This window comes from Paraburkholderia panacisoli (genome assembly GCF_008369935.1).
Taxonomy (GTDB): domain Bacteria; phylum Pseudomonadota; class Gammaproteobacteria; order Burkholderiales; family Burkholderiaceae; genus Paraburkholderia; species Paraburkholderia panacisoli.
Window position 1 is genome coordinate 45,431 of record NZ_VTUZ01000015.1, and the last position, 25,813, is coordinate 71,243.

General features: G+C 65.3%; 23 protein-coding genes and 2 pseudogenes. 18 read left to right on the forward strand and 7 right to left on the reverse strand.

Features of this window, described 5'->3' with window-relative positions; all coding sequences use genetic code 11:
* Nucleotides 1–2 precede the first annotated feature (2 nt).
* Entirely contained in the window at nucleotides 3–1,052 is a 1,050-nt protein-coding gene (locus FVF58_RS22535) for an ATP-grasp domain-containing protein (RefSeq protein ID WP_149672059.1), read from the reverse strand.
* Nucleotides 1,053–1,066: 14 nt separating this feature from the next.
* Here FVF58_RS22535 and FVF58_RS22540 point away from each other — a divergent pair, with 14 nt between their 5' ends.
* From FVF58_RS22540 to FVF58_RS22595, 12 genes are all read left to right on the forward strand, one after another.
* Complete coding sequence (locus FVF58_RS22540) at nucleotides 1,067–1,813, forward strand: HisA/HisF-related TIM barrel protein (RefSeq protein ID WP_149672060.1); 747 nt, start codon at nucleotides 1,067–1,069, stop codon at nucleotides 1,811–1,813.
* 287 nt (nucleotides 1,814–2,100) lie between these two features.
* Nucleotides 2,101–3,513: a molybdopterin-binding domain-containing protein gene (locus FVF58_RS22545; protein ID WP_149672061.1), complete on the forward strand. Its 1,413-nt coding sequence runs from the start codon at nucleotides 2,101–2,103 to the stop codon at nucleotides 3,511–3,513.
* Nucleotides 3,510–5,231 carry a formylmethanofuran dehydrogenase subunit A gene (locus tag FVF58_RS22550; RefSeq protein WP_149672062.1) on the forward strand — a complete coding sequence of 574 codons (1,722 nt, stop codon included), beginning with the start codon at nucleotides 3,510–3,512 and terminating at the stop codon, nucleotides 5,229–5,231. Before FVF58_RS22545 ends, FVF58_RS22550 begins: the two co-directional genes overlap by 4 nt.
* 10 nt (nucleotides 5,232–5,241) lie before the next feature.
* A complete protein-coding gene (gene fhcD, locus FVF58_RS22555) occupies nucleotides 5,242–6,201 on the forward strand; it encodes a formylmethanofuran--tetrahydromethanopterin N-formyltransferase (RefSeq protein WP_149672063.1) in 960 nt (319 codons plus the stop codon).
* On the forward strand, nucleotides 6,198–7,043 hold the full coding sequence (locus FVF58_RS22560; RefSeq protein ID WP_149672064.1) for a formylmethanofuran dehydrogenase subunit C: 846 nt from the start codon (nucleotides 6,198–6,200) through the stop codon (nucleotides 7,041–7,043). The genes fhcD and FVF58_RS22560 overlap by 4 nt, the downstream gene beginning before the upstream one ends.
* Nucleotides 7,044–7,123: 80 nt before the next feature.
* Nucleotides 7,124–7,690, forward strand: coding sequence for a cytochrome b (locus FVF58_RS22565; RefSeq protein WP_149672065.1), 567 nt, complete (start codon nucleotides 7,124–7,126; stop codon nucleotides 7,688–7,690).
* A gap of 2 nt (nucleotides 7,691–7,692) precedes the next feature.
* A complete protein-coding gene (locus FVF58_RS22570; protein WP_425468961.1) occupies nucleotides 7,693–8,703 on the forward strand; it encodes an alpha/beta fold hydrolase in 1,011 nt (336 codons plus the stop codon).
* Nucleotides 8,700–9,638 (forward strand): pyrroloquinoline quinone biosynthesis protein PqqB, encoded by a 939-nt coding sequence (gene pqqB / locus FVF58_RS22575; RefSeq protein WP_149672067.1) that lies wholly within the window; start codon nucleotides 8,700–8,702, stop codon nucleotides 9,636–9,638. The genes FVF58_RS22570 and pqqB overlap by 4 nt, the downstream gene beginning before the upstream one ends.
* Nucleotides 9,639–9,702: 64 nt before the next feature.
* A complete protein-coding gene (gene pqqC / locus FVF58_RS22580; RefSeq protein ID WP_188130898.1) occupies nucleotides 9,703–10,461 on the forward strand; it encodes a pyrroloquinoline-quinone synthase PqqC in 759 nt (252 codons plus the stop codon).
* Nucleotides 10,458–10,748 carry a pyrroloquinoline quinone biosynthesis peptide chaperone PqqD gene (gene pqqD, locus FVF58_RS22585; protein WP_149672068.1) on the forward strand — a complete coding sequence of 97 codons (291 nt, stop codon included), beginning with the start codon at nucleotides 10,458–10,460 and terminating at the stop codon, nucleotides 10,746–10,748. Before pqqC ends, pqqD begins: the two co-directional genes overlap by 4 nt.
* A gap of 4 nt (nucleotides 10,749–10,752) precedes the next feature.
* A complete protein-coding gene (gene pqqE / locus FVF58_RS22590) occupies nucleotides 10,753–11,979 on the forward strand; it encodes a pyrroloquinoline quinone biosynthesis protein PqqE (protein WP_149672069.1) in 1,227 nt (408 codons plus the stop codon).
* Complete coding sequence (locus FVF58_RS22595) at nucleotides 11,976–12,638, forward strand: response regulator transcription factor (RefSeq protein ID WP_149672070.1); 663 nt, start codon at nucleotides 11,976–11,978, stop codon at nucleotides 12,636–12,638. The genes pqqE and FVF58_RS22595 overlap by 4 nt, the downstream gene beginning before the upstream one ends.
* On the opposite strand, the gene FVF58_RS22600 is transcribed toward FVF58_RS22595, so the two are convergent.
* A complete protein-coding gene (locus FVF58_RS22600; protein WP_149672071.1) occupies nucleotides 12,608–13,657 on the reverse strand; it encodes a histidine kinase in 1,050 nt (349 codons plus the stop codon). The two genes, FVF58_RS22595 and FVF58_RS22600, sit on opposite strands and share 31 nt — an antisense overlap.
* A gap of 181 nt (nucleotides 13,658–13,838) precedes the next feature.
* Between FVF58_RS22600 and FVF58_RS22605 the strand changes: the two genes are divergently transcribed.
* Nucleotides 13,839–16,190 carry a TonB-dependent receptor gene (locus FVF58_RS22605; RefSeq protein WP_149672072.1) on the forward strand — a complete coding sequence of 784 codons (2,352 nt, stop codon included), beginning with the start codon at nucleotides 13,839–13,841 and terminating at the stop codon, nucleotides 16,188–16,190.
* 24 nt (nucleotides 16,191–16,214) lie between these two features.
* Here FVF58_RS22605 and FVF58_RS22610 read toward each other — a convergent pair whose 3' ends face one another.
* Complete coding sequence (locus FVF58_RS22610) at nucleotides 16,215–17,315, reverse strand: YVTN family beta-propeller repeat protein (protein ID WP_149672073.1); 1,101 nt, start codon at nucleotides 17,313–17,315, stop codon at nucleotides 16,215–16,217.
* A 183-nt stretch (nucleotides 17,316–17,498) separates the two neighbouring features.
* Here FVF58_RS22610 and FVF58_RS22615 point away from each other — a divergent pair, with 183 nt between their 5' ends.
* From FVF58_RS22615 to gph, 5 genes are all read left to right on the forward strand, one after another.
* Nucleotides 17,499–18,248 (forward strand): energy transducer TonB, encoded by a 750-nt coding sequence (locus tag FVF58_RS22615; protein ID WP_246217153.1) that lies wholly within the window; start codon nucleotides 17,499–17,501, stop codon nucleotides 18,246–18,248.
* Between the two features lie 35 nt (nucleotides 18,249–18,283).
* A complete protein-coding gene (locus FVF58_RS22620; protein WP_149672075.1) occupies nucleotides 18,284–19,045 on the forward strand; it encodes a MotA/TolQ/ExbB proton channel family protein in 762 nt (253 codons plus the stop codon).
* Nucleotides 19,036–19,458 carry an ExbD/TolR family protein gene (locus tag FVF58_RS22625; RefSeq protein ID WP_149672076.1) on the forward strand — a complete coding sequence of 141 codons (423 nt, stop codon included), beginning with the start codon at nucleotides 19,036–19,038 and terminating at the stop codon, nucleotides 19,456–19,458. Before FVF58_RS22620 ends, FVF58_RS22625 begins: the two co-directional genes overlap by 10 nt.
* Before the next feature lie 145 nt (nucleotides 19,459–19,603).
* Complete coding sequence (locus FVF58_RS22630; RefSeq protein WP_149672077.1) at nucleotides 19,604–20,422, forward strand: HAD-IA family hydrolase; 819 nt, start codon at nucleotides 19,604–19,606, stop codon at nucleotides 20,420–20,422.
* The gene (gene gph, locus FVF58_RS22635) at nucleotides 20,416–21,111 is read left to right on the forward strand and encodes a phosphoglycolate phosphatase (protein WP_149672078.1); all 696 of its coding nucleotides are present in this window, start codon (nucleotides 20,416–20,418) and stop codon (nucleotides 21,109–21,111) included. Before FVF58_RS22630 ends, gph begins: the two co-directional genes overlap by 7 nt.
* A gap of 46 nt (nucleotides 21,112–21,157) precedes the next feature.
* Here gph and FVF58_RS22640 read toward each other — a convergent pair.
* The 4 genes and pseudogenes from FVF58_RS22640 to FVF58_RS22655 all read right to left on the reverse strand — a co-directional run.
* Nucleotides 21,158–21,403 (reverse strand): annotated as a pseudogene (locus tag FVF58_RS22640) (ankyrin repeat domain-containing protein); the annotation flags it as partial.
* A 1-nt stretch (nucleotide 21,404) separates the two neighbouring features.
* Nucleotides 21,405–22,049 (reverse strand): annotated as a pseudogene (locus FVF58_RS22645) (MipA/OmpV family protein); the annotation flags it as partial.
* Nucleotides 22,050–23,022: 973 nt separating this feature from the next.
* The gene (locus FVF58_RS22650) at nucleotides 23,023–25,065 is read right to left on the reverse strand and encodes a pyridoxamine 5'-phosphate oxidase family protein (protein WP_149672080.1); all 2,043 of its coding nucleotides are present in this window, start codon (nucleotides 25,063–25,065) and stop codon (nucleotides 23,023–23,025) included.
* Nucleotides 25,066–25,131: 66 nt separating this feature from the next.
* Entirely contained in the window at nucleotides 25,132–25,773 is a 642-nt protein-coding gene (locus FVF58_RS22655; RefSeq protein ID WP_149672081.1) for a glutathione S-transferase family protein, read from the reverse strand.
* Nucleotides 25,774–25,813: the final 40 nt, after the last annotated feature.

A 25,813-nucleotide genomic window follows, 5' to 3' on the forward strand; every position in this document is an offset into this window, starting at 1 on the left:
GCTCAAGGCTGCACCCCGACAGTTGACTGCGATGGGCTGGTGCGCACCGCCTCGGACCGCTCGACGCGCGCCCCATGCGCGGCCAGCAAGGCCGCCGCCAGATTGCTGCCGAGTGCCGCGGACAGTCCCGCATAGGCAACCGTCAGACGCGGATTCACCTCGATCACGACCGGCCCGCACTGCGGATGCCACACCACGTCGATGCCGACAAAGCCGCGCAAGCCCGGTATCGCCATCGCAACGCGTTGCGCGAGCGTGTCGAGCGTGTGGCCCGCGTCGCTGTGACGATCGATCTGGTCGACCAGCACGCCGTCGAATTCGACGATGCGCGCCTGCCCGCCCGGCGCGTCGCCGCCGCTCAAACCGATCTGCTGACGGTTGATGCTGACCAGCTCGGCACCCTCGTCGCGGCAGATCAGTGACAGGCTCAACGGTTCGCCGTCGACCCATGCCTGCAGCACCGGGTTGCGCGCCGCGGCCGCGCGCACCTCGTATTCGGCGCAGGCATCGGCGAAACGGTCGAACACGAAGGTATCGAGGCCACCCGCGCCATCGTCCGGTTTCACGACCCACCGGCCGTCCCGAGGTTCGCCCGCTTGCCCTGGTTCGATGGCTGGCGTCGTGGCAATCCCGTGCGCGGTCAGACACGCCGCCGTCGCGCTCTTGCTCGACGCCACGCGGATCGCCTCTTTGCCGCAGCCGAGCCAGCGGGCGGCGCCGACGGCATCGTAGAGGTGCAGCAGCAGGCCGTCGCACTCCGGCGCGATGACCCACGCGTAATCGTGTTCACGCGCCGCGCGGGCGACGAAGGCCGTCATCGATTCGCCGTGCGCGGCCATACAATGCGATTGCGCCGTGTCGACCGTTTCGAAGCGCGAGGTCGCGAACGTGACGTGCACGCCGTCGAGTTCGCGCAGATCGGCGACCAGCGCGTCGCGCATCACACGTCCTTCGACGATCAGCGCGCTCAGGTCGGCGAGACTGCCTGCGCCGGCCAGCGCGGGATCGATGCCGCCGCCGGTGAGATACTCGTAGACAAAGATCTTGGTCAAAGGAACGCGCCCCCATGCAGGTGATACCGGTTCTCGATCTGCTCGACGGCCACGTCGTACGCGCAGTGCGCGGCGAGCGGACCGCCTATCGGCCCATCCAGTCCCGCCTCGCCGCCGCCAGCGAGCCGCTTCCCATCGCCCGCGCGCTGCTCGCCGCCAGCGGCGCGCGCACGCTCTATATCGCCGACCTCGGCGCCATCCTGCAGCGCGGCGAGCATGCGTCGATGCTCGCTGCGTTGCGCGCCGCGCTGCCCGGCATCGAACTCTGGCTCGATGCGGGCTACGCGGACTATGCATCGATGCGCGCGCTGTTCGACCACATCGATACCATCGGCCAACACGCTGGCCATGACGCTCACCACAACCTCGCGACCCTCGTACCGGTGTTCGGCACGGAGTCGTTGCGCGATATCCATGCACTGCACGCGGCACAGACTGCCGGCCTCTCGCCGATCCTCTCGCTCGATCACCGGGCCGGCCAGTTACTGGCGGCCACCGAACTCGAACGCTCCTCGACATGGTGGCCCTCACGTGTGATTGCGATGACCCTCGATCAGGTAGGCAGTTACGCCGGACCTGACCTGCCCACCTTCGAGCGCATCCGCGCCAGCGCGGCGGCGCACACCACGGTGATCGGCGCGGGCGGCATCCGCAATCGTGCCGATATGAAGGCTGCGGCCAGCACCGGCGCGACCGCGTGGCTGGTCGCCTCGGCTCTGCACGATCGACAGATCGGCCTCGCGCAATCCGAATCCTTGTAGGCTTGCCATACAATTTCCATGCCACGGCATAAGCAACCTGCGAATGTAAGCGAACGGCAAGCCAGGCAGGCTGCGCGTGACACTCTGCTCCAGTGCGGAACACAACCTGTACGGCGCAATCGCGTGTGAGCCATGCGCGGCCTCACGATCGAAAGGCGGTGCTCAACGCGCATCCGCCGTGCCGATTCCTCTGAACGCGAAGCAGCACGACCGCGCACGTGACGCTGGTTGTGGCAACGCCATCACGTCATCACGTCAATCGGCATGGAGCTTGCTAAAAGTGCGCCATGCACCTTTCGCCTACCGATCCATCGAACCCCGGCACGAACGCATCGGGCGCAACCGGCGCGCGCGTGCCGGCGGTCACACGCGACTGGACTTGCCCGTTCTGCCCATTGCTGTGTGACGACCTCGTCGTCGAGTCGCACGGCGACGGCACACTCAGCGTTGCGGACACCGAATGTTCGCGGCTTGCCGCGGCGCTCGCGCCGTACGGCGCGGCGGACGCGCAATGCCGCAGCGTCATCGATGGCAACGAAGTGGAACTCGATGCGGCGTTGGCGCGGGCCGCGCAAGTCCTCACGGACTCGCGCCGTCCATTGTTTGGCGGGCTTGCCACGGACGTCGCAGGCGCCCGTGCGCTGTACGTGCTCGCGGCCGGTTGCGGCGCGATTCTCGATCATCTGCACGGCGACGCGCTGACGCCGGCGACCCTCGCCTTGCAGGACCGCGGTTCGTTCTTCACGACGCTCTCCGAAGTGCGATCCCGCGCTGACTTGCTGGTGTTCTTCGGCTGTCAGCCGTCACGGCGTTATCCGCGCTTTTTCACACGCGTGCTGGCGGGCACCGATATCGCGCGTGAGCTGATATTCGTCGGCTGCGCAGTGGACCCGGCGGCATCCGGCTACGCGCAGACGCGAACGGAAACGCTGCTGCCGCACGCCGATCCCTACGACACGCTCGCGCTATGGTCCGCGCTTGGCGAAGGGCGCGAAGCCGCCGCGTGGCACCACGACAGCAACGGCAACGACACTGACGCCAGCGTGGCGACAACGCTCGCATCATTGCAGGCGCGCATCGCCTCGGCGCGCTACACGGTGCTCGTCTACGAGCCGGGCGCGCTGCCCAGCCCGCATGCGGCGCTGCTGATCGAAGCGCTGAACCGGATCGTCAAGGCGGCGAACCGCACCACCCGAGCCGCGTGTCTCGCGCTCGGCGGCGACGACGGCGCATTGACGGTGAATCAGACGGTCACCTGGCTCTCCGGCATGCCGCTGCGTACGCGCTTGTCGACGCCTGCACGGAGCGCCGGCACAGCGCCGCTCGATCACGATCCGTACCGCTATCGCACCGGCAGGCTGCTCGCCGGCGGCGAGGTGGACGCGCTGCTGTGGATCGCGAGCTTCGCGCCGCATGCGTGGCCCGAGGCGCTCGATCCCGCGCTGCCTTTGATCGTGCTCGGCCATCCGGCGCTCGCGGACGCGGCGAAAGCGCGCGGCGCGCACACCGTGTTCATTCCCGTCGCGACACCCGGCATCGACACGGGCGGGCATCTGTTTCGCGTCGACAGCTCGGTCGTGATGCCGCTTGCCGCCGCGCGCGGCGCCGCGCTTGCGTCGGTGGCCTCGCTCGCCACACAGTTGACCGCGCGATTGACTGCGCGCCTGCATGAGCCGCGCCGCGGCGAGGTGCAGCGATGAGCCTCGTCCGACTCAAAGGCGGCACGCTCTTCGACCCGACCCACGGCGTGAACGGCGAGCGCCGCGATCTGAGCTTCCGCGACGGCCGCATCGTCGACGTTGCGCCCGATACACCGGTGGATCGCGAGTACGACGCCACCGGCATGATCGTGATGGCGGGCGGCATCGACATGCATTCGCATATCGGCGGCGGCAAGACCAATCTGTCGCGCCTGCTGCTGCCCGAAGACCATCGCGCCGATCCGCTGCGCGAGCCTGCGTACGAATCGGCGCAGGACGGCGCGGGCCGCTATCTGCGTCTGCCGTCATGCGGCGTCTGCACGCCGGGGACGCTCGCGACCGGCTACCGCTACGCCGAGATTGGCTACACCGCCGCTTTCGAACCGGCCATGATGCCGTCCAACGCACGCCACACGCACCTCGAAATGGGCGACACGCCGATCATCGATCACGGCGCCTACGTGATGCTCGGCAACGACGAACTGTTCCTGCAAATGCTGGCGGCGCGCGACGACTTCGCGCGCCTGCGCGATTACGTCGGCTGGACGATTCATGCGAGCAAGGCGCTCGGCGTGAAAGTGGTCAACCCGGGCGGCATCTCCGCATTCAAGTTCAACCAGCGTTCGCTCAATGTCGACGAACCGCACGTGCACTACGGCATCACGCCGCGCGAAGTGCTGCACACATTGTCGCGCGCGTTGACCGAACTGCGCGTGCCGCATCCGTTGCATGTGCACGCTAGCAATCTCGGCGTGCCCGGCAACATCGATTCGACGATCGCGACCATGGACGCCGCCGACGGCCTGCCGATCCATCTGACGCACATCCAGTTTCACAGCTATGGGGTCGAAGGTCCGCAAAAGTTTTCGTCGGGCGCGCGGCATATCGCCGACGCGACGAACGCGCGGCCGAACGTCTCGATCGACGTCGGCCAGATCATCTTTGGACAGACCGTCACGGCCTCGGGTGACACGATGATGCAGTTCCGCAACACGCCGCTCGCCCGGCCGCACAAGTGGGTGGCCGGCGACATCGAATGCGATGCGGGCTGCGGCGTGGTGCCGTTCCGCTATCGCGAGCAAAGCTATGTGAACGCGCTGCAATGGATCATCGGCCTGGAAATCTTCCTGCTGGTCGACGATCCGTGGCGCGTCGCGATGACCACGGATCATCCGAACGGCGGCCCGTTCACCAGCTATCCGCATCTGATCCGCCTGCTGATGGACAAGCCGTTCCGCGACGAGCAGCTCGCCAGGCTCAATCCCGAGGCCCAGGTCGCCAGCGCATTGCCGGGCTTGACGCGCGAGTTCTCGCTGTATGAGATCGCCATCATCACGCGCGCCGGTCCCGCGCGGCTGCTCGGTCTGCGCGACCGTGGCCATCTCGGCGCAGGCGCGGCGGCGGACATCGCCGTCTATCGCGACGCGCCGGACCGCGAGCGGATGTTCACGTCGCCCGCCTACGTGTTCAAGGACGGCGAGCTGGTCGCGCGCGACGGCACCCTCGTCGCCACGCCGACGGGCGGCATCCATTTCGTGTCGCCGGAATTCGATCGCGGCATCGAGAAGACGCTGCGGGCCTACAGCGACGCCAAGCTCGCGAGCAACTTCGCGCACGCCGCGATCAGCGACGACGAGGTCTGCGACTGCTGCCGCGGCGGGCGCCTGTTGCCCGTCGAATGTCTGGCTAACGGATCACCGCTGACCGATGCCAGGTGAACCGCCCACGATGAACGCCCCGTCCACGCTCGAGATCAACGGCACCGCGATCGACGCCACCTTCGCGGAAGCCTTCCCGATGAAGGCGACGCGGCTCGTCATCACCGCGCATACGCCCACCTGGGCAATGAACGCGGCCAACTCGCTGACGGGGTTCGCCACCTCGGTGATCGGCTGCGGCTGCGAGGCCGGGGTCGAGCGCACGCTCGCGCCCGCGGAAACGCCGGACGGCCGTCCGGGCGTCGCGGTGCTGCTGTTCGCGGTGTCGTCGAAGGAACTGGCGAAGCAGATCGGGCGGCGCGTCGGACAATGCGTGCTCACCTGCCCCAGCACCGCCGTGTTCAACGGCATCGATCCCGCAACCAGCCGCGCGCCGCTCTCGGATAAGGCAGCGCTCGGCAGCGGGTTGCGTTTTTTTGGCGACGGCTGGCAGATCTCGAAGATGATCGGTAGTACTCGCTACTGGCGCGTGCCGGTGATGGACGGCGAGTTCGTCTGCGAAGACACGGCGGTGACGGTCAAGGCCGTCGGCGGCGGCAACCTGCTGCTTCTCGCGCATGACCTCGGTGCCGCGCTCGCCGCCGCCGAAGCCGCCGTTGCGGCGATGCGCCGGCTGCCGAACGTGATCATGCCGTTCCCCGGCGGCATCGTGCGCTCGGGCTCGAAGATCGGCTCCAGATACCAAGGCGCGAGCGCCTCCACCAACGACGCATTCTGTCCGAGCCTCATCGGCCTCGCCGCGCGCAGCGAGCTCAGCGCGGAAGTCGGCTGTGTGCTGGAGATCGTGATCGACGGCCTCACCGATGCCGATGTCGGCGCGGCGATGACGGCCGGTATCGGCGCAGCCGCCGGGCTTGGCCGCGCGGCCGGCGTGCTGCGGATTTCCGCGGGCAACTACGGCGGCAAGCTCGGGCCGTACCACTTCCATCTGCATGCGCTTGCGGCGGGTCTCGACGGGAGCCGCGCATGAGCACGACGACCTTGCGCGTGAAAGCGCCACCGGGTTTTCGCGTCGATGCCGCCGTGCTGCGACCGGCATCGCTCGCGAGCATGAGCGTGGCTGAGATCGAGCGCATCGTTCTGCCGTCCGGCAACGAAAGTTGCGCTGTCGGCGATGTGTTCCAGGTGTCGCACAATGGAACAGCTGTGTCACAGCGGTACACCGATGAGGATACCGCGACGCTGGTCATCGACGGCGCCGCGCCGTGGCTCGACCGCGTCGGCGCGCGGATGGACGGCGGCCACCTCGCCGTGCAGGGTTCGGTCGGCGACTACAGCGGCTTCAGGATGACGGGCGGCGTGCTGCACGTCGACGGCAATGCCGGGCATTTCACCGGTTGCGAAATGCGCGGTGGCCGGCTGACGGTGACCGGCGACAGCGGCGATTTCGCCGCCGGCGCGCTGACTGGCGACATGGAAGGCATGACTGGCGGCACCCTGACGATCCATCGCAACGCGGGCGCGCGGCTGGCCGACCGGATGCGCCGCGGGCTGGTGCTGGTCGGCGGCGACGCAGGCGAATTTGCGGCCTCGCGGCTGGTGGCCGGTACCGTGGGCGTCGCGGGCCAGCTTGGCCCGCATTATGCGTATGGGATGAGGCGCGGCACGCTGCTGCTCGCGCGGCGGCCCGCCCATGTGCCGGTGACCTTCACCGGCGGCGGCCATGGATTCGACGTATTCTGGTCGCTGCTCGTGCGCAGTCTCGCGGATGAAATCGCCCCCTTTTCGCAGTGGCGCGCGGACCGCTTGCCGGCCCGCTACACGGGCGATCTCGCGGTGGACGGGAGAGGCGAAATACTGGTCGCCGGCTAAAGGCGCGCGGCCCGTCGGTCAGATGAAATCTGATGGAAAGGGTGTTCGACAAGAGACACCAGCCACGAAAGGAGACAGGCATGACGACAGCGCATTCTCCGAACGCGAAGCGAGCTCTCGGCGCTCGCGCGCCACGTTATGCCGGTTCATTGATCGCGCTGCATTGGCTGATCGCGCTTGGCATCATCGGCCTGCTCGCGGTCGGGTTCTATATGGTCGGATTGCCGAAGGGCTTGCCTGTCAAAGCGACGTTGATCAACCTGCACAAGTCGCTCGGGCTGACGGTTTTCCTGCTGGTGCTTCTGCGCATCGTGGCGCGGGCGGCCCTTCATCGGCCACCCCTGCCGCCGATGCCACCGTGGCAACGCGCCGCCGCGCGCACTACGCAGGGTCTTTTATATGTCGGCATGGTCGTGATGCCGCTTGCCGGTTATCTCGGTTCTTCGTTCAACCGCTATGGCACGCGTTTCTGGGGCATCCCGCTGCCGCAGTGGGGTTGGGACGACGCGCATTTGCGCGAGCTTTTCTTCGGCATTCACGAGGCCGTGGCATTCGTGGTGATCGCACTGATCGTGCTGCACGTGGCCGGCGCGCTCAAGCATCAATGGCTCGATCGCGACAACCTGCTCGCGAGGATGCTGCCATGACGATGCGCGATCGGGAGCGCGGTTCGCGGCACGCATCGCCGCCGCTCGAAGCCGGCACGCTGCGCACGCGCGATGGTCATCGCGTGTCGTTCGCGGTGGCCGGCGCAGCCGACGGAGTGCCGGTGGCGGTCCTGCACGGTGGCCCCGGCAGCGGCAGTCAGCCAGGTGCGCTGCGGCTCTTCGATCTGAGCCGCTTCCGCGTCGTGCTGATCGATCAGCGCGGCACCGGCGCATCGACGCCGCACGGCAGCGTGCGCCACAACCGCACCGACTATCTGATCGCCGATCTCGAAGCGATCCGCGCGCGGCTCGGCTTCGCCCGCTGGGGCGTGCTCGGCGGATCGTGGGGCGCGGCGCTGGCGCTGGCGTATGCCGGGCAGTGCCCGCAGTCGGTCACGGGCGTCGTGATGCGCGGGCTGTTCCTCACATCCGCGCGGGAAGTTCGCGGCCTGTTCGTCACGTCCCGGCGACGCGCGCCGCGTGCGTGGGCAAAGCTGCGCGCCGCTGCTCGGTGCGAGCGGTCTGCCGGATTGGCGGCTCGCTGCGCCGCCGGCCTGCAATACGGCGCGAACGAAACGCGGCAACGCGCGCTCGCGCTCGCATGGCGCGGCTACGAGGACGCGGTGCTGGCGAGCGCCGCCACGCGCCGCGCGGCGCCGCCTCGCGCAAGGCAGTCGCAACGGCTCGCCCGCAAGCTGACCGGCAAATACCGCATCCAGGCCCACTACCTCGCACATCGCTGCTGGCTCGGCGAAACCCGTCTACTGTCGCTGGCGCGCCGCGCGGCGGCGGCCGGCGTCCCGCTTGCCGCGGTGCATGGTTCACGCGACCCGGTTTGTCCGTCCGGCAATCTGCGGCGCTTCGCCCGCGCGGTTCCCGCTGCGCAGGTCCAGCTAGTAAGCGCGGGTCATCTGCCGAGCGACCCGGCGCTTCATGAACGCGTCGCGCACGTGCTCGCCGCGATGTTCGTCCCGACCATTCACGAGGGGCGCAGCATGCGCCGCGCGGCATGAAGATCAAGGTACTCGGTTCATCGGCTGGCGGCGGCTTTCCGCAGTGGAACTGCAACTGCCGCAATTGCGACGGCGTGCGCCGCGGCACGCTGAAGGCGACGCGCCGCACGCAGTCGTCGATTGCGGTGAGCGCGAACGGCGAGGACTGGCTGCTCGTCAATGCGTCGCCGGATCTGCTCACGCAGATCGCGGCGAATCCCGAGCTTCAACCCGCGCGCCGCGCACGCGATAGCGGCATTGCCGCCGTGCTCGTGATCGACGCGCAGATCGACCATGTCACCGGCCTGCTGATGCTGCGCGAGCGTGACACGCCCCTGCCGCTCTACGCCACCGATGCGGTATGGCAAGACCTCGGCTCCGGTTTTCCGGTAGCGCCGATTCTTTCTCACTACTGCGGCGTCGAGCATCACCGCATTGCGCTCGACGGCGCGCCGCTCGCCGTGGCTGCGTTGAACGGCGTGCGAATCGACGCGCTGCCGCTGTCGAGCAAGGCGCCGCCCTACTCGCCGCACCGCAATGCGCCCGAGCGGGGCGATAACATCGGACTCGTCTTCACGAACCAGCAATCGGGCAAGCGTGTGTTCTACGCACCGGGACTCGGCGCGATCGAAGAACATGTGCTGGCGGCCATGCGCGAGGCCGACCTGCTGCTGGTGGACGGCACGCTGTGGACCGGCGATGAAATGATCCGCCTCGGCCTGTCGAAGAAGACGGCTGCCGACATGGGACATCTGCCGCAAACAGGTTCGGGCGGCATGATCGAAACGTTGGATTCGCTCGACGCGGATCGCAGCGGCACAGCAGGCGCTATCCGCAAGGTGCTCATTCATATCAACAACACCAACCCGATCCTGATCGAGGACGGCCCCGAGCGGCGCGTGCTCGCTGAACACGGGATCGAGGTGGCGTACGACGGCATGACCATCGAACTTTGAAGCGCAGAACTGCATGGGAGCAGTGACGAGGCGCGGCAGTGAACGACATCAAAACGGAGACGGCATGAACGCGAAAGATAGCCATGAGACGACGCCGATGCGCGGCGCGAGTGCGAACCGGACTACAGGCGCCGATGAGCCCGCCTGGAGCCGCGACGAATTCGAAGCACAGTTGCGCGCGAAAGGCACCGCCTATCACATTCATCACCCGTTCAACGTGAAGATGAATAGCGGCGGCTGCTCGCGCGAGCAGATTCGCGGCTGGGTCGCGAACCGTTTCTATTACCAGATCAACATTCCGCTGAAGGACGCGGCGATCCTCTCGAACTGTCCGGACCGCGAGACGCGCCGCCGCTGGGTGCTGCGCATTCTGGATCATGACGGTTACGACGGCGCGGAAGGCGGCATCGAAACATGGGCGCGTCTCGCGGACGCAGTCGGACTGTCGCGCGACGAGCTCTGGTCGCTCGAACAGGTGACGCCGGGCGTGCGTTTCGCCGTGGATGCATATGTGAATTTCGCGCGTCGCGCGCCGTGGCAGGAATCGGTGTGCTCGTCGCTTACGGAGATGTTCGCGCCTCAGGTTCATCGCGACCGGCTCGCGAGCTGGCCGGAACATTATCCGTGGATCGAACCCGCGGGCCTCGCGTATTTCCGCTCGCGCATTTTGCTCGCCCAACGCGACGTGCAGCACGGGCTCGAAGTCACGCTCGCGCATTTCACGCGACGCGACCAGCAGGAACGGGCGCTGGAGATCCTGCAGTTCAAGCTCGACATTCTGTGGACCATGCTGGACTCGATCGAAAAGGCCTTCCCTCAATGAACGACGTGACACGCGCCGGCGGCGCCGCGCAAGCCGCCTCTCCGTTGACGATCGCGAGGCCATTTCGCCTGCAGTGGGAAACCGCGCAGAACGCGCATGTGCTGCTCTACCCCGAGGGGATGGTGAAGCTCAATCAAAGTGCGGGGGAAATTCTCAAACGCTGTGACGGCACGCGCGACATCGACACGCTGATCGCCGATCTGGAACAGGCGTTCAACACCACCGGGCTCGGCACCGAAGTGCGGGCCTTCATTGCCGACGCGCACGGGCGCGGCTGGCTGGAGTAGCGCGATGACCGATCTCTCGCAACCCGCTGCCGGCGTTCAGCCCGACGACACCGCCGCCAGCGTGCCGCCGCCGCTGTGGCTGCTCGCGGAGCTGACCTATCGCTGTCCGCTGCACTGCGCGTTTTGCTACAACCCGCTCGACTATACGGATCACAGCCGCGAACTCAGCACCGCGCAATGGATCGACGTGCTACGCGAAGCGCGCGCGATCGGCGCGGTGCAGCTCGGCTTTTCGGGCGGCGAGCCGCTCGTGCGCGACGACGTCGAAGTGCTGGTGGAAGAGGCGCACAAGCTCGGCTTCTATACGAATCTGATCACCTCCGGGGTCGGCCTCACCGACCAGCGGCTCGGCGATTTGAAGGCTGCCGGTCTCGACCATATCCAGTTGTCGTTTCAGGACTCGACGCAGCAGTTGAACGACTTCCTGAGCAGCACGCGCACCTTCGAGCTGAAACAGCGCGTCGCCGCTTCGATCAAACGGCACGGCTTTCCGATGGTGCTCAACTGCGTGCTGCATCGCTACAACCTGCCGCACGTCGGCAAGATCATCGACATGGCGTTGGCGATGGGCGCCGAATATCTGGAACTTGCCAACACGCAGTATTACGGCTGGGCGCACGCGAACGAGGCGCAGTTGATGCCGACGCGCGAGCAGCTCGAAGAAGCCGAAGCGGTGGTCGCGCACTATCGCCGCACGCACGGCGAGCGCTGCAAGATTTTCTTCGTCGTGCCGGACTACTTCGAGCACCGCCCAAAACGTTGCATGAATGGCTGGGGCGCGGTCTTTCTCGGCGTCGCGCCGGACGGCGTCGCACTGCCCTGTCACGCCGCGCGCGGCCTGCCGGGCCTGACGCTGCCGAACGTGAAAGAGACGCCGTTGCGCGAAATCTGGTACGAGAGCGATGCGTTCAACCGCTTTCGCGGTCTGCACTGGCTCAAGGAACCTTGCCGCAGTTGCGAGGAAAAGGAACACGATCTGGGTGGCTGCCGCTGCCAGGCCTACCTGCTCACAGGCGACGCGGCGAACGCCGACCCTGTTTGCGACAAGTCGCCGTTTCACGAGACCGTGGTCAAGGTCGTGCAGCGCGCGGCCTCGGCGTCGGCAGCGGCCACCGTGGCGCGCGAACAGCCCATCCTGTTTCGTAACGACGCCAACTCCCGCAAGCTCGCGGCCGCCGCCCGCGAGCCCGACGTCACTGTCATCAGCGGCGGCAGCGGAGCCAAACCATGACTGCGGGAACCATCTCCGTCCTGCTCGTCGACGACCATGCGGTCGTGCGCGAAGGCTACCGGCGTCTGCTCGAACTGAACTCCGACGTGCAGGTGTGCGGCGAGGCCGCCGATGCCGCGCAGGCCTATCAGCGCTTCTGCGCATTGCGGCCCGACGTGGTCGTGATGGATGTGTCGCTGCCGGGTGCGAGCGGCATCGAAGCCATGCGGCGCATGCTCGCGCGTGAGCCGGACGCGCGCGTGCTGATCTTCAGCGTGCATGAAGAATCGATCTTCGTGCGCCGTGCGCTCGATGCCGGCGCGCTCGGCTACGTGACCAAAGCCAGCGCGCCCGATGTGCTGGTGGAAGCGGTGCGCTCCATCGCCCGGCGCTCGGGCTATCTGAGCCCGGACGTCTCACAGGCGCTGGCGATGCGCACGGCCTTCAACGAAGGACCGCCCGGGCGTCAGTTGTCGGCCCGCGAGTTCGAGGTGCTGCGTCTGCTCGTGCAGGGTTATACGCTGCCGAGCATCGCCGAGAAGCTGGGGTTGAGTCAGAAGACGGTGGCCAACCATCAATCCGTGATCCGGCAGAAGTTCGGCGCCGACAACGGCGTGCAGCTCGCGCAGATGGCGAGCCGGCTCGGACTTCAGTTCACGGGTTCGGCGAGCCCCGCGTGAGCGGGCACGCGTGCGCAGAACAGAAAACCGCCTTGCGGCTTGCTCGCCACATGAAATTCGCCGCCGAGCGCTTCGACGCGCTCGCGCATGCCGATCAGCCCGAGTCCGGCGCGTGGCTTCGTGAGATCTGTGCCGGGACCGTCGTCTGCCATGGTCACGACGATTTCGTCGATCAACCCCTGAGGCGCGCGCGCGTCCGGTGTTTCTCGCGGCGCGCGCACCATGAACACTTCCACGCGTGAGCGGCGCGCGAACTTCGACACATTGGTCAGCCCTTCCTGCACGAGCCGGTAGAGCGTGATGGTAAGCGCCTCGCTCAGGCCGCTGAAATCCCCTTCTATCGTCAGCGAGAACGATGCGTCGGGCAGACGCTCGCGCCAGCCGTCGACGCAATGTTCGAGTGCGCTCGGCAAGCCGAACTCGTCGAGGCCGATAGGCCGCAAGCGGCGGATCATGTCGCCGATCTCCCGGTAGACGTGACTTGCGCTCTGAATCAGACCCATTGCGACACGGTGGATCTCAGGCTCGCGCCCGCTGGACAGATCGCGGATGCGTGCGGCGTCGAGCGAGATGGCATTCAGATACTGGCCCAGTTCATCGTGGAGTTCGCGCGCCATATGACGGCGTTCGAGTTCCTGCGCCTGCAGCGCCTGATTCGCGAGACGCCGGTTGTCGGCGAGCAGCCGCTCGGCCTGCTCTTCCAAATAGCGGCGATGGCTCAACTCGCGGCGCGCGTCGCGGTAGCGGCGCCACGCGAACCACGCAAGGCCGATCGACAGCACGCATAGCGTGCCCGGCAATTCGTCGAGCTGGAAGCGCTCCATGCCGCGCGTGAACCGGTAGGCGCGTTCGCTGATATCGAACGCGGCGCCGAGCACCGCGGCCAGCGCGGTCACGGCGACGACCCACGCGAGATCGCGCCATATCGTGGATTGCGGCGGCGAAGGTGGCGACGAATGTGGCGACGGTTGTGGCGACATACGGCCAGCAGAGGATGAGTGGATCGGGTCGCTTGACATGACGTTTGCATTCTACCCAGTGCAATCGCGCGCAGCGGAGTTTTGCGCGGCTTTTGGGAACGCTTCCCTGGCAGATCGGGAAAAGCTCCCGCGCGGCTTACAGCCACGTATGCGAAGCTCTACACACACATCAAAGAACGCGTTATGCGCGCGAATATATCGAGGCGGCAGGAGTCGAAAGATGAGCATGCGATCACAGGCACGCCGCAAACGCCGCCTTCAGCGGCGCACCGGCATCACACTCTGTTTTGGCAGCGCCCTCGCCAGCCTGTGCGCAGCAGCATGGGCGCAAACCGAGCCGCCGGTGGCGGCATCGGCGCCCGCAAGCGCAGCGCCCGACGCCGCCGCAACCAACGCCGCCCCGGTCACGACGCTCGCGCCGATTGTCGTGGTGGGCACCACGCCGCTGCTCGGCATCGGCACGCCGCTCACGCAAGTGCCGGCCAACGTGCAGACCGTCCACGCAGAAGATCTCGCCCTGCAGCACCGCAGCACGATCACCGATTTCCTGGCGAAGAATCTGCCGAGCGTCGATATCGCCGACGCGCAGGGCAATCCATATCAGATGAACCTCACCTATCGCGGCTTCACCGCGTCTCCGCTGCTGGGCACGCCGCAGGGTCTGTCGGTGTTCGTCGACGGCGTGCGGGTGAACGAGCCGTTCGGCGACGTGGTGAACTGGGACCTGATTCCGCAGCAGGCCATCGACACGATCCAACTGATTCCCGGCTCGAATCCGACCTTTGGGTTCAACACGCTCGGCGGCGCGATCTCGATCACCACGAAAAACGGCAAGGACAACCCGGTCGGCGAGGCCGAGGTGTCCGGGGGCTCCTGGGGCCGCAAGACCGCGCAGATCGAACAGGGCGGCACCGCCGGCCACAACCTCGACTACTACTTCACCGCCAACGCGGCGAACGACAATGGGTGGGCCGAGCAGAACTCGAGCCGCGTGCGGCAGGCGTTCGGCAAGCTGCGCTATACCGACGCCGATACCACGCTGTCATTGTCCGCGGGCGGCGCCGATAACGATCTGCATGGCACGCAAACCATTCCGCGCTCGTTCCTCAACAATTTCAAGCAGCCCTACACCTATCCCGACCAGAATCAGAACAGCGTCGGTTATGTGACGCTCGCGGGTGACCATTACTTCAACGACCATGTCGAACTGAGCGGCAACGCGTACTACCGGCACTTCCGCAACACCAATACCAGCAGCAACGTCAACGATGACTTCGGCACGGTGGACCCCGACGGCAACGTCGACACGCTGCAGGCGACCAACGAGAAGTCGACCGTGTCGACCGACGGCTATGGCGCGAGCCTGCAACTCACGCTGCTCGGCAAACTCGGCGGCATGGAAAACCAGCTGATCGCGGGCATGGCCGTCGATGTGGCCAATTCGCACTTCACGCAATCGTCGCAGGATGCGGCTTTCACCGATTCGCGCGCGACGGTCGGCATCGGCGACTTCGTGCAGCAAACCGACGCGCGCACGCACAACACCAACTACGGCGTCTATCTGTCGGACACGCTGTCGCTCACGCCTCACTGGTCGTTGACGCTCTCGGGGCGCTACAACTGGGCCGAAGCCACGATCGGCGATTCGAGCGGCTTGCAGCCCGCGTTGGACGGCCACCATACGTTTTCGCGTTTCAACCCGGCCATTGGCATCAACTGGAATCCGACTCCGGCTTTGACGGCCTACGCCACCTATAACGAAGGCATGCGTTCGCCGACCGCGATCGAACTGGCCTGCGCCGATCCGGCCGCGCCGTGTTCGCTGCCGAACAACTTCATCTCCGACCCCGATCTCAAGCCGGTGATCTCGAAGACCTATGAAATAGGCGCGCGCGGCCATATCAACGCGGCCACGACCTGGAGCGCCGCCGCGTACAGCACGATACTCGACAACGATATCCAGTTCATCAGCAGCAATGGCGCGGGGAGTTCGCTCGGGTTTTTCCAGAACGTCGGCCGCACGCGCCGGCAAGGCGTCGAACTGGCCGGCCAGACGAAGTTCGGTCCGCTCGCCGTGACCGCGAGCTACAGCTACGTCGACGCCACCTACCAGTCGACCTGGACCGAAAGCAGCCCGAGCAACTCCAGTGCCGACGCGCAGGGCAATATCACCGTCAAGCCGGGCAACCATATTCCGGGAATCCCCGCGACCACCGTCAAGCTGCGGCTCGACTATTCGGCCACGGCGAAATGGAGGATCGGCACGAACCTCACATGGCGCGGCAGCATCTACGCACAGGGCGACGAAAACAACCAGGATGCGAACGGCAGGATCTCCGGTTATCTGCTGATCGATCTGGACTCGTCCTACCAGGTGACGAAGCAATTGCAGGTGTTCGCGTCCGTGACGAACCTGCTCGACAAGCGCTACGCCAGTTTCGGCGCGCTGGGTCAGAACTTCTTCAACGGGCCGAACCATACCTTCGACGGCGCGAACCCGGTCAACGAGCAATTCGTCGGCCCGGGTGCGCCCAGGGGTATGTGGGTGGGGTTGCGCTACGCGTGGAAATAGCGCCGCCGCGCAACATGGCGCCGGTCAATGCGATTCGATCGAGCCGTCGCTGTGCGGATACGTGACGATGCCCCATGCGAGCGGTAACTCGCCGATCTGCTTGATCGGCTGATAGGTCTTCGCGTCGAGCACATAGACCGCATCGGAGCGCCCGCACGCCACCATCAGCTTCGCGCTATCCGGCGTGAAGCTGAAGTGCCAGCAACGCTGCCCGACGGGCACGTCGGCGACGTGCTCATAGGTGTGGCCGTCGAATACCTGGACCGTCTTGTCGCGCGCCGCGGCAACGAAAAGCCGTTGCCCGTCCGGTCCGAACGCCACGCCATACGGTCCGAGTTTGGTATCGACGGTCTTGACCACCTCAAAACTGTGCGCATCGATCACGACCAGCTTGCTGAGCGACTCCAGCGTGACCACATAGTGCTTGCCGTCGGGCGACAGGCGGATGCCACGCGGGCGGCCGCCGGGCGCAAGCTTCACCGTTCTGATCGGCGCCCCCGTGCGCGCGTGGTAGACCGACACCGTATCGTCGCCTTCGTTGGTCACGAGCATCGTCTGGCCGTCGCGCGAGAATTCGATGCCTTCGGTTTCGTGACCGCTCGTCACCGAGCGAATCACGCGCCACGTTTTCATATCCACGATTGCGATTTCCGCGGGTGGCTTGTTGGCATCGTCGTCGTCCACCCCGGGTTTTCCGTCCGGCTTGCCGCCAGGCTTGCCGTCCGCTTTGGCTCCCGGCGGCCCGCCGTCCTCGCCGGGCTCGTAGGTCACGTAGGCGTGGCCGTTGTGCACCCGCACGTACTCGGGGTTCTTGCCGATCTTCACGCGCTGCACGACCTTGCCCGATGCCGTGTCGATCACCGCCAGATCGCCCGTGTTCTTGTTGGCGACCAGAAGACGTGTGCCATCCGCATTCAGGCTCAGGCCGCGCGGGCCGTCCGCGCCGACCGGAAACGTTTTTGCGAGCGTCATCTGATCGAGATCGATCACGCCGACGCCGGCCCTCTCGCTCGTCACATAGGCAAGCGGCGCGGTGGCATGCGCGGCGCTCGCGGCCACCATGAGCGCGGCAGCCAGCGCGATACAACGGCGTGGACTTGTGATGGGAATCCGTGTCTCCAGCATTGTTGTACTCCGTGGTGAAATCGATGCGCCGCGACAGCTCGCGTCATTCATTCAAAGTATCCCACCCGGCGATTGTTTGACAACGAACATCGGGCGGGAGAATTTCCCGAATTGATTCACGCCGGCAGCCGCGGGTTCTAAAACCCTGGACGCGGGAGGACAATGAATGCGGAGGTGGCAGTGATGCTGCAAATTGCTATGGCGAACCGTGAACCCCCTGCGATTGCCGCGACGGGCTACCGTCGTGCGGTGATCGTGCTGGGCGCTGTGATCGGCGCGCATGTGGTTTTGCTGGCCTTGATGATGGTGTCACGCGACAGAACGGTCGAGCGGCCAGTCGAAACGCGAACGGTCACCGCCGTGTTGTTGAGCCCTGAGCCCGAACCGCAGATACCGGCCACGCCCGCCGCGCCTGCCGCTGTCGCCCCGCCGACACCGCCGGCCGCACGCCCTGCCGTTCGCGTCAAACCATCGCCTCAGCCGCGCCCGCACGTGCCGCGCAACGTCGCGACGCCTGCGCCAGAGGCACCGGCCCAGAAGGCCGCACCGCCTGCCGCGACGCAAGCGGCCCCCGCTCCGGCGATACCGTTGCCCGCAGCGCCGACGCCAGCGTCCGCGCCCTCCGCCGAACGTGCGACGCCCGCATCGACTGCGCCGAAGAACGTCGCGCATGTCGATTGCACGATCCCGAAGCCGGACTATCCCGAGATATCGAAGCGGCGCAGCGAGAGCGGCACCGCCGTCGTGCGCTTCGTCGTGGGTCTTGGCGGCGGTATCGAAACGGTGCAACTGCAAAAGAGCAGCGGCTATGACCGGCTCGACGAAGCCGCGCTCGCCGCTGTCCACGCGAGCGTCTGCCGGCCGTATAGCGAGAACGGCACCGTGGTTCGTGCCGCGTATTCACAGTCGTTCGTCTTCGGGCTGACCGACTAACTCCGCCACCGAGTCAAAGGACAGAGGAAACGACCATGCAACATTACGGACTCGCAAATGTCTGGGAATCTGGCGATCTGGTCACACGGGGCATTCTGAGCGTGCTGGTGATCATGTCGGTCATGTCGTGGACGGTCATCATCATCAAGCTACTGCAATTGATGCGGCTGCGGCGCGTCGCCCGGCAGAGCGACGCGCGCTTCTGGAGCGCGGACCGCTTCGATGACGGGTTGCGCAGTCTCGGTCATCCAGAGTCGACAGCGCGCGATAATCCGCTGCTCGCACTCGCGCTCGCGGGCCACGAAGCGGCGACGCACCATCGGCAGACCCAGCAGCATCTGCACGACCGTATCGACGTATCCGACTGGATCACGCGCCGCTTGCAGGACACGATGGACGAAACGATCGCGCGCCTGCAAAGCGGCCTCGCGATCCTCGCGTCGATCGGCAGCACGGCGCCCTTTGTCGGGCTCTTCGGCACCGTGTGGGGTATCTATCATGCGCTGATCGTGATCGGCGAGACCGGCCAGACCTCCATCGACCACGTGGCGGGACCGGTCGGCGAGTCACTGATCATGACGGCTTTCGGCCTCTTCGTGGCGATTCCCGCCGTGCTCGGCTACAACGGGCTGACGCGCGCAAACAGGTCGATCGTCGCGCGCCTGAAGCGCTTTGCGCACGGACTGCACGCGTACTTCGTGACCGGCTCGCAATTGCCTTCGAGCGCCGCTCCGGAGGTGCGCGTCGTGCCGCGCAGCGGCAGCGCAACCCGTGACGGAGACTTCAGATGGCAATGAGCCCGTTCTCCGACGACGACGAACAGGGGCTGATGAACGAGATCAACATGACGCCGCTGGTCGACGTCATGCTGGTTTTGCTGATCATCTTTCTCGTCACCATTCCCGCCATGCAACATGCGGTGAGGATCGATCTTCCCCGGGTGAACAGCCAGCCGGAAGCCGTCAAACCCGCCCACGTTGACCTCGCCGTGCAAGCCGACGGTTCGATTCTATGGGACGGTCATGCCGTGACCGACGACGGATTGCGCGCGCGGATCGCGCAGGCCGCTCATGCAACGCCTCAGCCGGAACTGCATTTGCGTGCCGACCGGAAAGTGCCTTATGAGCGAATCGCGGATGTGATGTCCGCCGCCCAGACTGGCGGTCTGACGAAGATCGGCTTCGTGACCAACCCTCAGCCCAAAAAATAGCACGGCGGCTCGTACGCTCATCGCGGCGCGAGCACCCAAAGAGTGGCTTATCGACGGCGAAAGAATCTCTGAATTCAAATCGGCCTGTGGCTCCGCTATCGTGATGCGTGTCTGAACCGCATATCACCCTGGCGAGGACCGCGCGATGCAAGCTCTTATCTTCGACGTCGACGGCACGCTCGCCGATACCGAGACCGCTCATCTGCAAGCCTTCAATGCCGCTTTTGCGCAGGCGAGGCTCGACTGGTTCTGGGACGAGGCGCTCTACACCCGCCTTCTCAAGGTGGCCGGCGGCAAGGAACGCCTGCTTCACTACTGGCGGATGGTCGAGCGGGAAGCAGCCGATGGCGCGAACGCGCTGGCAGTCGTCGAGACGGTCCACGCGCTCAAGACCCGCCACTACACCGAACGGGTGAGCGCCAGCGGCTTGCCGCTGCGCCCCGGCATTGCGCGTCTGATGGCGCAGGCGCAGGCGGCCGGCATCAGGGTGGCCATCGCGACGACCACGACACCCGCCAATCTGGACGCCCTGCTGCAAGTCCATTTCGGCGCGGCCTGGCGCACGCGCTTCGCGGCAATTGGCGACGCCGGCACCACGCACGCAAAGAAGCCCGCCCCCGACGTCTATCAGCATGTGCTCGAGCAGCTCGATCTGCCAGCCGCGGCTTGTCTTGCCTTCGAGGACTCCCGCAACGGTCTGCTTGCGGCGTGCGCCGCGCATGTGCCGACCATCGTCACGCCGACCGCGTACACAGCGCAGGACTGCTTTGATGGCGCGCTGGCCGTGCTGCCTCATCTCGGCGATCCGCAGACGCCGATCCTTCAGCCGGTGCGCGGCGAACAGCATCGCTGGGTGGATCTGCAGACGCTGCGCCGCTGGCATCGGGACGCTGCGTCGCTGACCGATTCGATTCCGCGCGTGGCGCCGGACGCGGATCGATCGCAGGCAAGCTCGCCATGGTAGCGGACCGCCACTTCGATGCCGTGCTGATCGATCTGGACGGCACGATGGTCGACACCGCACCGGACATCGTCGCGGCCGTCAGCCGTATGCTGGAGGACTTCGGCATAACCCCGCTGCCGTTCGACACGGTGAGCGGGTTTATCGGCAACGGCGTGCCGAATCTCGTGCGACGCTCGCTGGCATCGGCGGGCATCGACCAGCAGTTCGATATCGAGCGGGCCCTCCGCGTGTTTGAACAGCACTATGCCGATACGAACGGACAGTTAAGCAGGGTATTTCCCGGCGTGACAGCCGGGCTGCGCGGATTGCGGGAGCGAGGTTACCGCAGCGCTTGCGTGACCAACAAACCTGAGGCGCTGGCCGCTTCGCTACTGGCGAGGACCGGCCTCGGTAACTATCTGGACGTGCTGGTCGCGGGCGACACGTTGGCCAGCATGAAGCCCTCTCCCGAGCCCCTTTGGCACGCCTGCCGCCTGCTCGATGCCGACCCCGCTCATTGCGCGCTGGTCGGCGATTCGCCTGTCGACGTTGCAGCGGCGCGAGCCGCGGGCCTGCCTGTGTTCATCGTCAGCTATGGCTATGCCGGCGAGACCGGCGCCGAAGCATTACGTTGCGATGCACTGATCGACTCGTTCGAAGCGTTACCGGCGATTCTCGCGCAGGAGCGGCGCCTCACGCACGCGAAGTAACGGCAAGGTTGCAACGCCATGTTCCAACCTCCTGGAACTGCCGCGCCTAGCCCGCAGACAAGAGTTCCGTAATCCGATCCGATTTCGTCTGCACCGCGATATCTTTCGCCGTCATGCCCCGGTTGTCCTTCAACGACCGGTTCGCGCCGCGCGCGAGCAGCAACTCGACGGTCTCCGCGCGATCGTATCCCGCGGCCCACATCAGCGCAGTGAGATCGTTCTTGTAGGCCCGGTTCACGTCGACGCCGGCGTCGAGCACCTGACTCACGACCTTCGTTTGGCCCTCGCCGGCTTCAGAACAGATAAGCGCAAAAGATGCCATACGAAATCTGACTGGTTTTCTCGGTAATCGGGCTGTCGCTTGCGTCGCCGCGCAGCCACGCAAAGGCCACACTTGCGCCGACATTCCAGCGCGGCGCAATCCGGTAAAGGGCGCCAATCGAGAAGCGCACCTGGTTCAAGCCGGAACCTGCCGAAAAGCCCGGCAATCCGGAGCGGGCGCTCTGCTCGGCGTTCACGCCGAAATACGTCTGATTGTAATTGCTGCTCGCCCACGTCAAACCCGGCCCGGCGCTTAGCGTCAACCCCGTGACAGGCTCGTATTTGCCCATCAGATCGAACGTCGCCACCGTGCCGCGGTCATTGCCGGCAATATCGGTCAACACACTCGCGCGCGCGGTGACGAAGTCGTACGTAAACACGCCGAATAGTTCAGCGTGCGCGGTCCTCTTGACATCGCCGAGGCCGTGCAAACGCGCATCGTCGGATTCGCTGCGTGGTTCTATGAAGTCGTACGTGATGGCGGCGCCCACGCGCCAGTTGCTGTCGCGATAGAGATAAGCACCGAGTGACAATAGCGACGCGGCATCCGCATTTGAACCCAGGAAGAACCGGTCATAGTTGACGCTCACCGTCGGCACGACTTCCCACTTCGTGCCGCTCGCGCCCGGGCGAGGTCGGTCCTTAGCTTCATCAGCGAGTCTTTACTACTGCCTTTTCAGGCTGAGTACGGCGCACGTGGAAATCGTTCGGATTGCAGAGTACATTTATCCGAACTCTCGAGATTCATTGGCGCAGTCAGTGACATGAGCATAGCCCGTTTTTAGACCGCGGCAAGCAAATTTTTCTTTAAATGATCGATGTAGTTTCGAAATTTGACAATTCGATTAGTACTGCGGTTCTGTTGCCGATCATTTCGTTCGGGGTTCGCATGACGAGCTAAGCCTCGCCAAAATCGCGCTCTGCTTTGCGTTGGTCTTGCATAAACGATAATCTGCGAAGGCTCAACTCGACGGCAACCCGCTCGAGAATATCAATCTGATTGCCGGTCCAGATCAGAACCTGCGCGTCATTATGAAAGACGAAAGGTTAAAAAAACACCTTGCAGATATAAGGCGATCGGCTGCAAGACCGACGGCGTGTACGTATCGGCCGGACCACGCGAGACTACTGGCTACCGCGTCCGGTGATTTCGCTGCGCACCGTAAGACGGCTATTGACGGACCGCACGCCTGGCACCGCCTTTGACGGTGGGCGTGTCGCCGCTCGCCGCGCTGACCTTGCTGCCGGATGCATATGAGAGCTTTCGCAAGCATATGCCGCTGCTCAGCGAGGCCGGCTTGCCCGCACCGCGTCGTATTACGCGGTGCACATCGCAATCGCTGCGTTACAGCCTTGCGATTTCGCTCGGGCGTCGCACACGCTCGAACTTGCGAATGCGAACGGGCAGTTTCGCCAACTCGATTTCATCGAAACGTCACAGCACGCCAAACTGCAATTGATGCAACGAGAAGGCGCAATACTGACGCGTCCCGCTGATTATTTCATTCGTTGTATCGTGGATACGAGCGAGATATTTGCGCATCCGATCAGATAGTCAGGCCTGCGAATATTCAATGCGCTTTTTTCCGCTTACAGGTCCAACACGACTTCTGCGTCACCAGGCACCGGATGCGCCATGCAGATGAGCGCATGGTCTGGTTCAATCGGCGCTTCGATTTCACCGTCATATTGAACCTTGCCGGACAACAGACGCGTCGAGCACGTGCCGCACATGCCCGAGCGGCAACTCGAACGCGCTTCGACGCCATGCGCTTCAACGAACTCCAGCAGACTTCCGTCATGCGGCCGCCACGCAACCGTGCGCGCCGAACGCGCGAACGTCACAGGTATGGCGTCATGCGCCTTCGAGTCCGAGGCCGGTGTTTCCTTACTGGCCACCGTGCGCTTCACGCTGGCAGGACCGAACGCCTCGAGACGAATCCGCTCGTCCGCGACATTCAGGCCGCGCAGTCCTTCGTACATGTCACGCATGAACTGGGCGGGGCCGCATAAATAGAAGTCGTAGTCGTCGAAGGGCAGCACGCGTTTTAACGCGTCGATGGTCACTCGCCCGCCCGACACACCTTCTGCCCGTCCTTCCGCGCTGTCGAACAGATGCAGCGAAACCGCCGGATTACGCGTCGCAAGGTCTTTCAGATGAGCACTGAAAGGCCGTTCGCGATCGCTACGCGCGCCGTGAAAAAAGAATAAGCGCCTGGATGCGCGATGCGCTTCGCCGCTTCCCGATGATTGCAACGCACGATGCAGCATGGCGATCATCGGCGTGATGCCGATGCCGGCGGAAATGAACACCGCAGGCCGCGGGCTGTGTTCGTCGTAGATGAACCTGCCAGTCGGCTTTCTCGCTTCGATCTGCACACCCCCTTCGAGATGATCGTGTAACCAGTTCGACGCAACACCCTCGCGTTTCACGCTGATCCGATAGCGACGTACGTCGTGCGAGTCGGAGAGCGTATAGGTGCGCAGAAGTGGCGCATCCGAACCTGATACCGGCACGCGAATCGGCAGAAACTGCCCTGCCTTGAACGACGGCAAAGGCGCACCGTCGACCGATTCGAAGTAAAACGAGCGAACCGATGGCGTTTCGTCGACGACCGCCGCGACCTTCAGCTTCTGCCACGACGGCTGACTCTCCGGCTCACGCCTCGCCGACGCAAACTGCGGAGCCAGTTCGGCCTCGGACCACCGGAACGGCAACGCGCCGCGACTGCGCCGCACTTCGTCGATATGAAACCGGACGAGCCGCTCCGCGCCTTCGAAGGCCGCGAGTTCTGCGCCGTCCCACACCACTTCGGCCCGCACCGCGAGATAAAGCAGATCGCCCGTCGCGAAGTCGATGAACAGCAAACCGGCTCGCGGATCATGAATCAGGTTGCCGATCGTATTGAAGAAGCGATTGCCGCTGTAGTCGGGGGTCGTCAGTGTGTTCGCGTCGTCGACACGAACGAAGCCCGGCGCACCGCCGCGATGCGACACATCGACGCCGCGCGCGAGCCCCGCCTCTTGCGCGAGATTCGCGCTCGCAATGAAAAACGTGTCCGCCCGCGCCAATAGCTCGCGGTCCGCGTCGCCGAGGTGCGTCGCCACTTGCGTGGCTTGAGCGGGCACCTGCGCGCCGCGCTCGATGAAGGTCGGCGTACGGCTCTGGATGTACTTCGCGCAGTTGCCAAAGCTCTGCGTCACGCCGACCAGCAACGTGTCCCCTTGCGCCGACTGCACCACGCCGTTGATCCGGTTGCGGCGCCGGGTCTGCGGCTGCAGTCCAAGCCCGCCGATCATCGCGCCACTCTGCCAGTGCCCCGCGAGCGGATCGCCGGGCAACACGCCGCCTTCGATGCGCAGCGTTCGCGCATCCGGCGTCGACACGAACCCCGGCGCGGCGGCGCGCAGCGTCGCCCACGGCTGGCCCTGCCCATCGACGCCGCCGAACACCATGAACGGCTGCTCGGCGAAGAACCGCCGATGCTGCTCCGGCATGTAACGGCGAATCCCCCGACGTCCGATCGACTCCGCCTGGCTACTCACCCCGACGCGCTGCTGCACAGCCAGCTCGCCCGCATGAAACGGTGAAGTCTCCACGCCCCAGCCATCCAACGGGATAAAAGCCGACATGATCGGACTCCAGTCAAAGAAGAAAATCGTCGCCGATGCAGCACTGACGCGACGTTGTTGCCACATTCACGCCGCGAGCAGTCCCGCTTTGGTCGACGGCATCGCGATGAAACGCGGCAATGCCTCCACTCGGCGCAGCCACGCACGAATGTTCGGATACGCCTGCAGCGACACCCCGCCTTCCGGCGCGTGCGCGATATAGGTATGCGCCGCAATATCGGCAATCGTCGCATGATCGCCTGCCGCGAACGGCTTGGCGGCCAGTTCCTGTTCGATCACATCGAACAGTTTGCCCGCGATGTTCTTCGCGTTCTGATGATCGAGCGGCGCGCCGAACACCGTCACGAGCCGCGCGGCGCACGGCCCATAGGCAATCTGCCCGGCGGCGAGCGAAAGCCACCGCTGCACCGCCGCCGCGCCGAGCGGGTCGTCCGGCAACCACGACGGGTCGCCGTACCGCTTTGCCAGATAGACGAGAATCGCATTCGAATCGAACAGCGTGACGTCACCGTCCTGGATCGTCGGCACCTGGCCGAACGGGTTCAGCGCCAGATAGTCCGGCTTGCGGTTATCGCCCGCTCTCATGTCCAGTTCGACGACCTCGAACGGCAGGTCGAGCAGCGACAGGAACAGCTTCACCCGATGCCCGTGTCCGGAAAGCAGGGTCGTATGCAACCGGATCGGCTGGGCGGGTTTGGCAGCGGGCATGTCGGGACTCCGTGTTCTGTGAGGTGTGCAACGAGGATAG